The following is a 13,400-nucleotide window of genomic DNA, read 5'->3' as shown; positions in this document are numbered from 1 at the left end:
GCGGTCCGACCCGGAGTGCTCCGTACCGCCCTCGGCCCGGGCGGTACGGAGCACTCCGTGCTTCATCGCCTCTCAGGCACGCAGTCTGAACTCCTTGCGTCCCTTGGTGAGCTGCTTCTCCGGGTCGCCGGTGTACGACCACGGGGTGCGCGTGGCACGCGGCCCGAGCATCCGCAGCAGTGACGCGGAGATGTCCTGGACGCCCGCGCAACAGGCCGCGTGCGTCAGGTAGTTGACGTCCCGCAGCTCGCCCGGCGCCACCTCGTTCTCCGTCCGGCCCATGATCCACCGCTGCCAGGTGCGCCGTACGTCCGTGATCGCGCCGTCGTTGTTCCAGTGCTGGCCGAGGCCTACGGAGGCCCGGCTGCCCTGCGCCGCGTCCAGGGAGTGCCGGTACTCCTCGACCCGGGCGTACTGCACCAGCACCGGCAGCGCGCAGCCGGGCGGTGCCACGCCGGCCGCGTCGCGGGCGAAGTCGTACATCAGGCCGTGCGAGCCGTGCCAGCGGGACGAGTAGTAGTGCAGGACCTGGAGGTGGCCCTCCACGCTGTACTGGTCCCGCCCGTGCAGCTCGTCCCACCAGCGCGCCAGTTCCTGCCGGCGCACCCCCGCCGGGTACAGCCGTGCCACGGAGATCAGCGAGATCCACGGCGTGGGGTCGTCCGGATACGCCTCGGCGGCCTGCAGACAGGCCATGACGGCGCTGTCGACGCGGTGCCGGCCGATCGGCACGCCCCGGCCCGCGGCGATGGCCAGGTTGAACGCCCGGGCCGTCTCGGTCGCCGCGTAGAGCACCAGCGCGTCGGCGGCGCTCGGCTCGGCCGCGAGCCACGTCTCCGCCGTCGAACTGCTCGCACAGGCCTGGGCGAGCAGCCGGACCCGGTGGCCCCGGGCGAGCCAGTCCGGTCCGGTGGCGTGCAGGAGTTCGCGCACTCCCTGCCAGCGGCCGATGACGAGGTCGTGCCGGGTCGAGCTGAGTGCGGTGTCCCCGCAGTCGGGGTCGAAGTCGGGAGCGAAGCGGTCTCGCGCCATCGGAGTCTCCCTCAGAAGTCGGTGGGCAGACCCTCGTGGACAGGGGTGTGCGCGTCCGCGCGGTCGTCGGGGACGTAGTCCGTCTCGACGGTTCGGGTGGCGTCGAGCCTCGCCGGCCGGTAGTAGTCGCTGCCCTGCCGCCAGTACCAGAGCATGGGGATGAGGCCGACGGCCAGTCCGCCGATGCCGATCGCGACGGAGGCGGTGCTCAGTTCGCTCAGCGACTCGACGAACACCCAGAACATGAACAGGGCGCCGAACAGCGGCCACAGCCCGCCGAACACGAAGTTCGCCACCGACTTCAGCAGCATCCTGCGGTAGGCGACGACCACCGCGAGCCCGGCCAGCCCGTAGTAGACGGCGATCTGCAGACCGATCGCCGAGATCGCGTCGGAGAGGATGTCGCCGACCGTGCCCAGGGCGTTGGAGGCGATCAGCATCACCAGCGCCACCGTGCCGACGACCACGATCGCGACCCACGGGGTGTTCCACCGGGGGTGGACCCGGCCGAGCGCGGACGGCATCGTACGGTCGCGGCCCATCGCGAACAGCGAGCGCGTGACCTGGATCAGGGTGGTCTCCAGCGTGGCGATGGTGGACAGCATCACCGCCACGACGAGCAGTTTGCCGCCCCAGCCCGGCCAGAGCTCGTCGCCGAGCACGGACAGCACGTTGGCGTCGTTCTCCTCGATCTGACGGGAGGAGAGGATCACGTTCACCGCGATGGTGAACGCCTCGAACAGCAGGAACACGATGCCGACGCCGATGAGGCCCGCGAGTCCCGTCGTACGGCGGCTGTTGCGGGTCTCCTCGCTCAGGTTGCTGGTGACGTCCCAGCCCCAGTAGTAGAAGGCGGCGATGAGCGCGCCGGACGCGAAGCCGGACACGCCGTCGAAGTGGCCGAAGCCGAGCCACGACCAGTCGAAGGCGCGGGCGCTGCCGGTGTGGAGGACGGCGAGGACCGCGAACAGCGCCAGAATGGCCAGCTCCACCCCGGACATGACGAGCTGTGCGCGGACGGTGAGCCGGGCCCCGCCGAGGACGACCAGCAGCATGGCCACGAACCAGGCAGCGCCGACCACCGTGGACAGCGCGGTGTTCTCCGCGAGCTTCTCGTCGAAGAGGGCCAGCGTCATCGACCCGGCGGGCAGCGAACCCGCCACCATGAAGATGGTCGCCGAGATCACCAGCGCCCAGCCGCTGATGAAGCCGAGAAAGGGATGGAGCGTACGCCCCACCCATGAGTAACTGGCGCCCGCGTTCACGTCGATCCGGCCGAGATAGCTGAACGCCAGTGCGATGCCGAGCATGGGTATCGCGCAGTACAACAGGGCCGCGGGGCTCGCCAGGCCCACCGCGCCGACCAGGACGGCGGTGGTCGCGGCCAGCGAGTAGGCCGGGGCACTGCCGGCGACGGCCATCACGACCGTGTCGAACGTGCCGAGGGCATTGGCCTGCAGACCTCTGCCCCTGAAGTTGCTCATGGATGCGCTGCTTTCCGTCGTGCACGACGCGGGGAGGACAAGGCCCCGACGGCGTAAGGGGAGTGGGGGGTGGACCCGTCCCGGACGAGCGAGGGATGGCCTCGGGTCGGGGACGGTGAGGGAAAAGGAGGGGTGGCGGATACCGCGCGGTCGCTGCGTGGACAGTCGGTCACACCGTGTGTGCGTGTGATGATAGCCGCACTCATTGAGCTTTCAAGATTGACCGGTAAGTAATCTCCCGAGGCCGTCGAAAGCCCCACTCCCGTCCCACATTCGAGGTTGGAGATCCCGTAGCGGGAAACGCGGATCAGGACACCCGAGACAGACGAGCGCGACGCGCCAGGGAGGCGACGATGGACACGGAGCGGACGAACCCCGAACCGATGGGGGACGACGCGTACCAGCCCACCGGAACCAACGAGGAGCAGGAGGACGCGGCCCCGCTCGACCTGCAGGACGCCGTCGACGAGCGGACGTACGACGAGACCCTCGCGGAGGGCTACTCGCCGCCGGAGAAGCCGCTCGGCGTCACCAAGTACGGCACCACGGCCTCCGAACAGCACGACGGCGAGAGCCTCGACCAGCGCCTCGCCCAGGAGGTCCCCGACACGGCCGTGCCCCCCGGCGACGGCATCGGCGACGCCCCCGAAGGGGAGGGCGAGCCGATCGACCCCGAGGCGGGCACCGACCGCGCCGGCCGCCTCGTCGCCCCCGACGAGGGCGCCCACCCCGACACCACCAAGGAGGCTGTTGCCTCCGACGTGGGCATCGACGCGGGAGCCGCCGGCGCGGAGGAGGCCGCCGTCCATGTCGTCGAGGACGACGCGATCCTTGCCGACGGACCGCAGGACGAACTCGCGGACGTGCTTCCGGACGACGAGGAGAGCTGAGCGGAACGCTCAGTCCCCGATCCGGTCGATCAGGCGGAGCTTGTTGGTGGCGTCCAGGGCGGCGACCTTGTAGGACTCGGCGAGCGTGGGGTAGTTGAACACGGCGTCGACCAGGTAGTCGACGGTGCCGCCGCAGCCCATCACGGACTGTCCGATGTGGATGAGCTCGGTGGCGCCGGTGCCGAAGCAGTGCACCCCGAGCAGGCTGCGGTCCTCGGCGGACACCAGCAGCTTCAGCATGCCGTGCGAGTCGCCCATGATCTGGCCGCGGGCCAGTTCCCGGTAGCGGGAGATGCCGACCTCGAACGGCACCCGGTCCTCGGTGAGTTGGTCTTCGGTGCGGCCCACGAAGCTGATCTCGGGGATGGTGTAGATGCCGATCGGCTGGAGGTTGTGCATCCGGGCGACGGGCTCCCCGCACGCGTGGTACGCCGCGGCCCGCCCCTGCTCCATCGAGGTCGCCGCCAGCGCGGGGAAACCGATCACGTCACCGACGGCGTAGATGTGCGGCACCTCGGTGCGGTAGTGCTCGTCCACCGTGATCCGGCCGCGCGCGTCCGCGGACAGTCCCGCCTTGTCGAGGTGCAGTTCGTCGGTGAGGCCCTGCCGGCCCGCCGAGTACATCACCGCGTCGGCCGGGATCTTCTTGCCGCTCTCCAGGATGGTGAGCGTGCCCCGGGGGTGGCGCTCGACGGCCGCCACCGTCTCCCCGAAACGGAACGTCACCGCCAGGTCCCGCAGGTGGTACTTGAGCGACTCGATCACCTCGACGTCGCACATGTCGAGCATCCCGGCACGCTTCTCGACCACGGTGATCTTGCTGCCGAGCGCGGCGAACATGGACGCGTACTCCATGCCGATGACACCGGCACCGACGATGACCATGGAACGCGGCACCCGTTCCAGGGCGAACACGTTGTCCGAGTCCATGATCGTCCGGCCGTCGAACTCGACACTGTCCGGCCGTGCGGGCCGGGTGCCCGTGGCGATCACGAAGTGCTCGGCGCTGACCAGCCGTTCGTGGCCGGTGACCTCGCGCAGGGCGACGGTGTGGCCGTCGACGAAGCGGGCGGTGCCGGAGTAGAGGGCGATGTGGTTGCGGGACAGCTGACTGCGGACGACGTCCACCTCACGGCTGACCACGTGCTGGGTGCGGGCGGTCAGGTCGCCGACGGTGATGTCCTCCTTCAGCCGGTAGCTCTGGCCGTACAGATCGCGCTGGCTGAGACCGGTGAGGTACAGCACCGCCTCGCGCAGGGTCTTGGAGGGGATGGTGCCGGTGTGGAGGGAGACCCCGCCGACCATGTCGGGGCGGTCGACGACGGCCACCCGGCGGCCCAGCTTGGCCGCGGCGATGGCGGCCTTCTGGCCGCCCGGACCGGATCCGATGACAAGCATGTCGAAGTCGGGCACCTCAGGAGTCTGGCAGTCCCGGTGCCCGCTTCGATAGAGCGAACGGTCAACTGTGCTGCCGCCGGGGGACCACGGAGGCGTCGGTGAACTCCCGGCTACGGCAGCAACTTGTCCAGCGCGGCCGGGCCCTCCGCCTCCAGCTTCCGCTTCGCCCATGCCAGATTGCGAGGGGTCAGGTCCTTGCCCGAGGCGAGTACCACGTCCTCGGGTGACACGTCCGTGCCGGTGCGGGTGTGGAGCAGGGCGTCCGGTGTGGCACGGTCCTCGGACGGCCCGGGCGCGTCGGGTGATGACGTCGGCATGATGTCTGCTCCTCGGATCCGGACAGTTCCTCGGTCCCGGTTTCCCTCACCGGGCCCGCTATCACCATTCAACGCCCAAGCCGACCCTGCATCCCGAGCGGACGGAGAAACAGTCACGAACGCTGCGAAGAGACCCCCCTCCGGCTCGGGATGCCCGCGCGATCACCCCGGCGTCTAATGGCGGTATCGCACGACTCGGCCGACCGGAAGACGAGGTCCATGTCACGTACACCTACAGCCGCCCGGGCCCAGGACGAGGGAGAGGAAACCGCCGCTCCGGGGGTACTGCGGCGACTGGGGCAGTGGTGCGCACGGCACTTCGTGATCGTCATCGTGGCCTGGCTCGTGGCCCTGGGAGCGCTGCAGGCCCTGAACCACTCACACGGCGGCACCTACTCCGACAACTTCTCCCTCCCCGGCGTGCAGTCCCAGCAGGGTCTCGACGTCCTGGAGAAGCACGACCCGGCAGCGGGCGGCTACAGCAGCCAGATCGTCCTGCACGACGGGCAGAAAGCGCTGACCTCGCTGAGTTCGCAGATGTCGACGACCGTCGGCGACCTGCAGAAGCTGCCGCACGTCCTGGCCGTCCAGAATCCGCTGTCCGGCCAGGCGTCGAAGGTCGGCCCGATCACGTCAGACGGAAAGACGGCGTACATCACGGTCCGGTTCGACGTGCAGCCCTCCACCCTCGGCGACGCCTACCTGGACGGCGTCGACAACGCCGTCCAGCCGCTCCGCGCCGCCGGCGCCGAGGTCGAGTACGGCGGACCGCTCGGCGAACTGGCCCGGCCGGCCGCCGACGACCGGGTGAGCGAACTGATCGGCTTCGCGGTGGCGATCGTCGTCCTGCTGGTCGGCTTCGGCAGCGTCCTGGCCGCCGGACTGCCCCTGCTGACCGCGCTGATCAGCGTCATCGGCGGGCTGGCCTGTCTCGGCCTGCTCGCCGCGGCCTTCACCTTCGCCACCGTCTCGCCGACCCTGGCCACGATGATCGGGCTCGGCGTCGGCATCGACTACGCCCTGTTCCTGATCACCCGTCACCGGCAGAACCTCATGGACGGCAAGGACCCCGTCGGATCCGCCGGGCAGGCCGCCGCCACCAGCGGACGCGCCGTCCTGGTCTCCGGCTGCACGGTGATCGTCGCCCTCGCCGGGTTGTCCGCGTCCGGGGTGTCCTTCATCAGCAAACTCGGAGTGGCCGCCGCCGTGACGGTCGTCTCGGCCGTGCTGGGCGCGCTGACCCTGGTTCCGGCGCTGCTGGGCCTCATCGGCACCCGCATCGACCGCTACCGGGTGAAGCACCCCGTCGCCGAGACCGACGCCGCCGCGGGCGCCGTGTCCGAGGGCACCTGGCACCGCTACGCCCAGCGGGTGGCCCGGCGGCCGTGGCGCTTCCTGGCCGCGGGCGTCACGACCGTCGTCATCCTCGCCATCCCGGTCCTGTCCATCCAGCTCGGCCACATCGGCGACGGCGCCGACCCCACGTCCTTCACCGACCGGCGGGCCTACGACCTGATGACCGACGCCTTCGGGCCCGGCTCCAACGGCCCCCTCACCGTCGTCATCGACCAGACCTCCGTACCGTCGTCACAGCGCGACACCCTCACTTCCACGGCGCAGAAGACCCTCAACGCCGTCGCCGGCGCCTCCACGGTCACCACGCTGACACCCACCCAGGACGGCGACGTCCTCATCGCCACGGTCTACTCGCAGAAATCCCCGCAGAGCGCCGACACCACCGACCTCACCAACCGCCTCGTCGACGACACCCTCCCCGACGCGGTCTCCGGCACGGACGCCAAGGGCTACGTCACCGGGACGACCGCCGCCCAGGTCGACTTCCGGGACATCGTCGCGAGCAGGCTGCCCCTCATCATCGGCGTCGTCGTGGCCCTGTCCTTCCTGATCATCCTCATCGTCTTCCGCGGGCTGCTCGTGGCACTCAAGGCGGCCGTCCTCAACGTGCTCTCGATCACCGCCTCCTACGGCGTCGTCGTCGCCGTCTTCCAGTGGGGCTGGGGCGGGCCCGCGCTCGGCGTCTCCGGCAAGGTGCCCATCGAGAGCTACGTGCCGATGATGATGTTCGCGATCATCTTCGGGCTGAGCATGGACTACGAGATCTTCCTGCTCTCCCGCGTCCACGAGGCCTGGCTGCGCACCGGAGACGCCAAGGCCTCGGTCGCCCACGCCCTGGAGATCACCGCGCGGGTCATCTCCTGCGCCGCACTGATCATGGTGAGCGTCTTCGCGGCCTTCATCGTCAGCGACAACATCGTGGTGAAGATGCTGGGACTGGGCCTGGCGGTGAGCGTCCTCATCGACGCCACCGTCGTACGGCTGCTCATGGTCCCCGCGGTGATGACCCTGCTGGGACGGCACGCCTGGTGGACACCCCGCCCGCTCGACCGGATCCTCCCGCACATCGACACCGAGGGGGAGCGCGAGCGGGCCTGAGACCTCGATCGACAGCGAGGCGGAGCGCGAGCGTCCCTGAGATCTCAGGGACGCTTCAGCCGTCCAGGTGCCAGGACGAGCATCGTGACGTCGTCGTTGAGGGTCCTGCTGTAGCCGACGAGGTCCGTCCACACGCGCACCGCCAGGGCGGCCGGGTCGTCGTCGGGGAAGCCCGTGAGCCGCTCGGCCAGGGGATAGAACACGCCGGCCGCGTCCCTGGCCTCGGTGACCCCGTCGGAGGCCAGGAAGAGCCGGTCGCCGGATCGCAGCGGCACCGTCCGGCCGGCCGGCGGCACGGCGTCGGCCAGACCGAGCCCGAGCGGGCTGCCCACCGGCACGTCCAGCTGGACGACCTGCCCGTCCCGCAGCAGTACGGGAGCGGGATGCCCGCACGCCACGATCCGCACCGCCCGCCCGTCCGCGGCGAACTCGAGGAACACGGCCGTCGCGAACAGCTCGGAGTGCCGTTCGCCCGCCGAGTCCAGCTCCAGCCTGCGGTCCAGCCGGGCGGCCACCGCCTCCGGGTCCGGCTGGTCGAGCACCGCCTCCCGGAACGCCCCCAGCAGCGCGGCGACCGTCGCGACGGCCGACAGCCCGTGTCCCTGCACGTCGCCCATGACCGCCCGGACCCCGAAAGGCCCCTCCCGCACGTCGAAGAAATCGCCCCCGACCAGCGTCCCGCGCTGCGCCGCCCGGTACAGGCCCGCACACCGCACGGCCCCCACGTGCGGCGGCAGCGGCGGCATCACGGCGTGCTGCGCGGCCTGCGCCACCGCCCGCTCGGTGACCAGCTGGGCGTCTCGGCGGCTGCGCACGAACGACACGAACACGCTCAGCGCCGCCACGAAGGACACCGTGAGCAGGTCGGTGCTGCCGGGATCGTTCAGGTGGAAGGCCGGCACGAACAGCACCGCCACCACCAGACCGCCGAGCACCGCGGTCGCCGCCGGACCGTAGGACAGGACCGCCAGGGGCGGGATGGCGCCCAGCACGAACCCGATGTCGAGCGGTTCGGAGCTGAGGAGGGTCGCCGTGCACACGCTCGCCAGCAGCGCGGCCGGCAGCACCCGCACCCAGCCCGGCGGCGGGGCGCCCCGCAGCCAGCCACGCCGGTCCCGTTCGGGGCGCGGCCATCGGCCGCGCAGAGTGCTCACACCCCTACGCTGCTACGTCGGCCCCCGTACCGCATGCCGGGAGCGTGGCGGTATCCGAACGGCGTGAGCGTCGGCCGTGTCCCCGCGATCGCCGGGTCCTGGATGTAGGAGGCGAAGCCGGCCGTCGTCGAAGGCGAAGCCGTACGCCCTGCCGTCCTCGGTGGTCGCGTGCAGTCAATTCGGCCCCCAGGACCGCTTCAGCGGTGTAGCGTGAGGCGCCACGCCCTGAGACCGACGGAAGGAGGCGAGTGCCGTGCAGATCACGACAACCACCCAGCGCTCCCCTTCCGTTGCCCCGGCGTGCTTCGTCTGACCGGGAGCGCTCCACGCAGCATGCTTCTCGGAGGACACACCCATGACCCACTCGGTCATCCGCGCGCTCGACGAGCGCGACACCCATCTCTTCGACGCCCTGCCCGACCCGCTCGGCGCCCGTGAGGGACACCGGAACACCCGGCATCGCCCCGACTGGAAGCGGGTCGCCCTGCGCGACGGCACTGTCGTGGCGCGCGGTGCCTGGTGGGGCGGCCCCGACGACGCCGAACCCCTCAACATCAACTGGTTCGACGTGGCCGAAGGTGAGGAGGAGGCCGGCGCCGAACTCCTGCGCACCGCGCCCTGGCAGGTCGAACTCGAACTGAACCTGCCCGGAGGCTGGCGCGAGGACCCCGCCCTGCACGCCGCCGCCGAGACCCGCTTCACCGCCGCCCGCAAGGCCGGATACGAGCTCCTGGTGGAACGCTTCCTGTACCGCTGGACACCGGAGTGCGGCCTGCCCGAACGGCCCGGCCGACTGGTCTTCCGCCCGGAACCGGACGACGAGGTGTTCCTCGACGCCCTGCGCCGCATCCACTCGGTCACCCTGGACGCCCACGCCCTTCGGGCCATCGAGGAGGGCGGAGTGGACCAGGCGGCCCAGGAGGAACTGGACTTCTTCCACTGGTGCCCGTCGCCGCGACAATGGTGGCAGGTGGCCCACACCCCGCAGGGAGACCCGGTCGGCATCCACATCCCGGCGCACAACCCGTCGGGCCCCTGCGTCGGCTTCATAGGAGTCCTGCCGCAGCAGCGGGGACAGGGCTACGCGTACGACCTCCTGGCGGAGTGCACCCACTTCCTGGTCGAGCAGGGGGCGGAGTTCGTCTCGGCCGCCACCGATCAGGGCAACTTCCCGATGGCCGCCAACTTCACCAAGGCGGGCTTCCCCGTCGTACGGGAACGCATCAACTTCCAGGCGCCGCGCACCGGCTGACGTGAGGCAGGCCCTCCCGGCACCGGCAGGCGGTTCGGGCCGTCTGTCAGTGCCGGGTGGCATGCTGATCGCCGGGTGGATCGGCGGCGGACGACGGAGGCGGGCGCGGTGGGGTTCGACGGCGAGGTCTGGCGGGTGCGCAGCGGCGAGGAGGCGGTCGGGGAGATCCTGATCGACGACATCGACTTCCCCTGGCTCGCGGGGCGGTTCACGGCCGGCCCGGCGTACGGCATGGTCCAGGAGCTGTTCGCCCGCGAACTCGCCCTGGCGGAGCGGGACGACGAGGAGCACTGGAAGGAGTGGGAGGCGGCCTACGACGAGATCCGGCGCCGTGTGTCGCTGTCCTCGCCGGACGGCCCCGTGCCCGAGTTCCTGCTGCACATCGAGAACGACCGGGCCTGGTTCCGGTGGAGCGAGGAGCCGTTCGGCGACGAGGAGTGAGCGGGCACCCGCCGGCCGTGGGTCAGCCGCCGTCCAGCACGCCTTCGGCCGCCGCGAGGATCTCGGTGACCCGCAGCCCGAACCGGGCGTCGCACGGGTGCGGGCGGCCGGTGCGGGCGGCGTCGAGGAGGGCGTCCGCAGCGCGGGAGAAGGCGGTGAGGACCCCCTCGGAGCTCTCCGGAAGCAGCGTCACCCCAAACTCGCCCCTCAGCTCCAGGACGACTCCCGCCGCGGCTGTCGGGGCCGTGAGGCTCAGTGTCAGCGTGCTCGAGGCGCCGTCCGCGTGGTCGAGGACCACGTGCACGGTGTCGCCCGGGCCGTGCGCGGCCGCCGCCACCCGCCGGACGTCGCCGAGCACCGGCAGCAGCACGGACAGCGCATGCGGGCCCACGTCCCACAGGGCGCCCTTCTCACGCCGCCACGGCGAGTCGGCGAAGGGGCTGTCGCTGGTGAACACCGAGCCCAGCCATTCGGCCCGCCCGGTGAACCAGCCCCGCGCTTCCACCTGTTCGGCGATCCACGTCTCGGTCTGGGACTGGAAGCGCGTGGTGAAGAAGACGACGGAGGCGACGCCGGCCGCCTCGACGGCCTCGACCACCGCCCGCCCCTCCTCCACGGTCGCGGCGATGGGCTTGTCCAGCAGCAGATGACACCCCGCCCGCGCGGCCCGCACCGCGAGCCCCGCCTGCACGGCCGGCGGCAGGGCCACGGCCACGGCGTCCACGTCGGCGAACAGCACGTCCACGTCGTCGTAGACACGCGTGCCGTGCAGGTCGGCCAGTTCCTTGGCCGCGTCCGTGCGACGGCCCCACACCCCGACGAAGTCCAGTCCGTCGTGTGCGCTCAGGGCCGGGGCGTGGGCCATCCGGGCCCAGGGTCCGGTACCGAGCAGTCCGATGCGCATGCCGCCGCCTCTCCACGCCGTACGACCTGGTGACGACCGGCACAGCCGACGCCGAGGGTGAGCCTGTCACACCGGCCGGGCGCACGCGCAAGCCCCCTGGGGCTGCCGACGGGGGGACGGGGCGGCGTCACGAGACCGGTGACATCGCCGGTCCCCGCGCCAGGGGTGCCCGCCGACAGTGACACGACCAGCCCTCCGCGGCGCCCGCCGGCCCGGCACACCCGCGTGTGCCGGCCCCCGGCCGGGCGGCCCGCCCCCACAGAAGAGGACGACTCGTCGTGCACCAGCACCCGCAGAACACCGCACTTCCCGGGGCATCCCACCCGTCACCGCACGGCGCCGGCCGCCCCAGGGCTCCCCGGTTCACCGGTGCCCTGGCGGCGATCGCCGCGACCGTGGGGCTCGGCACCCTCGCCGCCCCCGGCGTCCAGGCGGCGGACAACCCGTACGAACGCGGCCCGGCACCCACCAACTCCTCCATCGAGGCGCTGCGCGGTCCCTACGCCGTCTCCGAGACGACCGTCTCCCGCGCCGCCGTCACCGGGTTCGGCGGCGGCACGATCCACTACCCCACGAGCACCGGTGACGGCACCTTCGGAGCCGTGGTCGTCTCGCCCGGCTACACCGGCACCCAGTCCTCCATCGCCTGGCTGGGACCGCGCCTGGCGTCCCAGGGCTTCGTCGTCTTCACCATCGACACCCTCACCACCCTGGACCAGCCGGACTCCCGGGGCCGGCAGCTGCTCGCAGCCCTGGACCACCTCACCGAACGCAGCTCGGTGCGCACCCGCGTCGACCGCAGCCGGCTCGGCGTCATGGGGCACTCGATGGGCGGCGGCGGCAGCCTCGAGGCCGCGAAGTCCCGGCCCTCCCTCCAGGCGGCGATCCCGCTGACACCGTGGAACGCCGACAAGTCCTGGCCCGAGATCAGCACACCCACCCTGATCGTCGGCGCCGACGGCGACTCGGTGGCACCGGTCGCGAGCCACGCCGAGCCCTTCTACAGCAGCCTGCCCTCCTCCCTCGACCGCGCCTACCTGGAGCTGAACAACGCCACCCACTTCTCGCCGAACACCTCGAACACGACGATCGCCAAGTACAGCGTTTCCTGGCTCAAGCGGTTCATCGACAACGACACCCGCTACGAGCAGTTCCTGTGTCCGCTGCCGCGGCCGAGCCTGACGATCGAGGAGTACCGCGGCAACTGCCCGCACACCTCCTGACGGCGCCGACGGCGTTGTGCCGGTGCCCTGCCTCCCCGGCGGGAGTCCGTGCACCGGCACAGGCCGTCCACCCGTTCGGACGTGCGGCTTCCGCCTCTCGTTACGGGTCAGTAGCGTCGCGGGAATGACCGGACCCAGGACCGTGCCGACGACGGACGGACCGAACCGGGCGGAGAGGTACACGGCAGCGGCCGAGCAGGCGCTGCTCGCCGGACGCCCGCACCGGGCGCTCCGGCTGCTCGCCGCGACGGGCGGCGGCGCGGCACCGGCCGGGGTGCGCGGCCGCGCCGAACTGGTACGGGGGCTGGCGGAGCTGCGCGACGGCCCCGTGGGTGACGCCCACGCGTCCCTGATGCTCGCCGCGGCCCTGCTCGGTCCCGACGCTCCCGGACAGTCCGCCCGTGCCGCTCTCGCCGCCGCGGACGCGGCGTGGGCGGCGGGCGACCGGGCGGCCTGCCTCAGGGCGCTCGCGTGCGAGGCCGCCGACGGCGACCGTGGCGACGCCACCCGGATCCTCCCGTCGGCGAGCGTCGGAACGGGCCGGGGACGCGGCGGGTACGACCCGGTGCGCGATCACGCGCTCGGGATGTGCGCCGTACTGGAGGCGCGCTTCGACCGGGCGGCCGTACCGCTGCGCCGTGTGGTGGAGTACGCCCGCACCGGTGAGAAACCGGAAGGCCTGCTGCGGTCGGCGGCCGCGGCCCTCCTGCTCGGGGACGTGGGCGCGGCCCGCCGAGCCGGCGCGCGAGCCCTGGCGGCGGCCCGGAACCGGGGGGCCGCGACGCTCGTACCGCGGGCACTGGAGTACCTGGCGTACGCCGAGCTGCGCGCGGGCCGGCACGCGCAGGCCC

Annotated in this window: 11 protein-coding genes and 1 pseudogene; 6 read left to right on the top strand and 6 right to left on the bottom strand. The window is 71.8% G+C overall.

What is annotated here, in order from left to right; translation table 11 throughout:
* Nucleotides 1-72: 72 nt before the first annotated feature.
* Together ACWBNA_RS10480 and ACWBNA_RS10475 are read right to left on the bottom strand one after the other, a co-directional pair.
* On the bottom strand, nucleotides 73-1,032 hold the full coding sequence (locus tag ACWBNA_RS10480) for a hypothetical protein (protein ID WP_482703999.1): 960 nt from the start codon (nucleotides 1,030-1,032) through the stop codon (nucleotides 73-75).
* An 11-nt stretch (nucleotides 1,033-1,043) separates the two neighbouring features.
* The gene (locus tag ACWBNA_RS10475; protein ID WP_482703998.1) at nucleotides 1,044-2,516 is read right to left on the bottom strand and encodes an APC family permease; all 1,473 of its coding nucleotides are present in this window, start codon (nucleotides 2,514-2,516) and stop codon (nucleotides 1,044-1,046) included.
* 353 nt (nucleotides 2,517-2,869) lie between these two features.
* Here ACWBNA_RS10475 and ACWBNA_RS10470 point away from each other — a divergent pair, with 353 nt between their 5' ends.
* The gene (locus ACWBNA_RS10470) at nucleotides 2,870-3,406 is read left to right on the top strand and encodes a DUF5709 domain-containing protein (protein ID WP_482703997.1); all 537 of its coding nucleotides are present in this window, start codon (nucleotides 2,870-2,872) and stop codon (nucleotides 3,404-3,406) included.
* Between the two features lie 9 nt (nucleotides 3,407-3,415).
* Here the strand turns inward: ACWBNA_RS10470 and sthA are convergent, their stop codons facing one another.
* Nucleotides 3,416-4,819 carry a Si-specific NAD(P)(+) transhydrogenase gene (gene sthA, locus ACWBNA_RS10465; protein WP_482703996.1) on the bottom strand — a complete coding sequence of 468 codons (1,404 nt, stop codon included), beginning with the start codon at nucleotides 4,817-4,819 and terminating at the stop codon, nucleotides 3,416-3,418.
* Nucleotides 4,820-4,914: 95 nt separating this feature from the next.
* Nucleotides 4,915-5,121, bottom strand: a complete 207-nt coding sequence (locus tag ACWBNA_RS10460) for a hypothetical protein (RefSeq protein ID WP_482703995.1) — start codon at nucleotides 5,119-5,121, stop codon at nucleotides 4,915-4,917.
* 219 nt (nucleotides 5,122-5,340) lie between these two features.
* Here ACWBNA_RS10460 and ACWBNA_RS10455 point away from each other — a divergent pair, with 219 nt between their 5' ends.
* On the top strand, nucleotides 5,341-7,575 hold the full coding sequence (locus ACWBNA_RS10455) for an MMPL family transporter (RefSeq protein ID WP_482703994.1): 2,235 nt from the start codon (nucleotides 5,341-5,343) through the stop codon (nucleotides 7,573-7,575).
* A gap of 44 nt (nucleotides 7,576-7,619) precedes the next feature.
* Here ACWBNA_RS10455 and ACWBNA_RS10450 read toward each other — a convergent pair whose 3' ends face one another.
* A complete protein-coding gene (locus ACWBNA_RS10450; RefSeq protein WP_482703993.1) occupies nucleotides 7,620-8,729 on the bottom strand; it encodes a PP2C family protein-serine/threonine phosphatase in 1,110 nt (369 codons plus the stop codon).
* A gap of 355 nt (nucleotides 8,730-9,084) precedes the next feature.
* On the opposite strand from ACWBNA_RS10450, the gene ACWBNA_RS10445 reads away from it, so the two are divergent.
* Both ACWBNA_RS10445 and ACWBNA_RS10440 read left to right on the top strand, forming a co-directional pair.
* Entirely contained in the window at nucleotides 9,085-9,981 is an 897-nt protein-coding gene (locus ACWBNA_RS10445) for a GNAT family N-acetyltransferase (protein ID WP_482703992.1), read from the top strand.
* A 108-nt stretch (nucleotides 9,982-10,089) separates the two neighbouring features.
* Complete coding sequence (locus tag ACWBNA_RS10440) at nucleotides 10,090-10,422, top strand: hypothetical protein (RefSeq protein ID WP_482703991.1); 333 nt, start codon at nucleotides 10,090-10,092, stop codon at nucleotides 10,420-10,422.
* A gap of 22 nt (nucleotides 10,423-10,444) precedes the next feature.
* On the opposite strand, the gene ACWBNA_RS10435 is transcribed toward ACWBNA_RS10440, so the two are convergent.
* Nucleotides 10,445-11,326 carry a Gfo/Idh/MocA family protein gene (locus ACWBNA_RS10435; RefSeq protein ID WP_482703990.1) on the bottom strand — a complete coding sequence of 294 codons (882 nt, stop codon included), beginning with the start codon at nucleotides 11,324-11,326 and terminating at the stop codon, nucleotides 10,445-10,447.
* A gap of 278 nt (nucleotides 11,327-11,604) precedes the next feature.
* Here ACWBNA_RS10435 and bdeA point away from each other — a divergent pair, with 278 nt between their 5' ends.
* Together bdeA and ACWBNA_RS10425 are read left to right on the top strand one after the other, a co-directional pair.
* Nucleotides 11,605-12,549 carry a bis(hydroxyethyl) terephthalate hydrolase gene (gene bdeA, locus ACWBNA_RS10430; protein WP_482703989.1) on the top strand — a complete coding sequence of 315 codons (945 nt, stop codon included), beginning with the start codon at nucleotides 11,605-11,607 and terminating at the stop codon, nucleotides 12,547-12,549.
* Nucleotides 12,550-12,673: 124 nt separating this feature from the next.
* Nucleotides 12,674-13,400: pseudogene (locus tag ACWBNA_RS10425) on the top strand (LuxR family transcriptional regulator); the annotation flags it as partial.

Source organism: Streptomyces sp. Q2 (assembly GCF_056820935.1).
The sequence above is the reverse complement of the archived record's forward strand: the minus strand, read 5'-3'. Positions and strand labels throughout refer to the sequence as shown.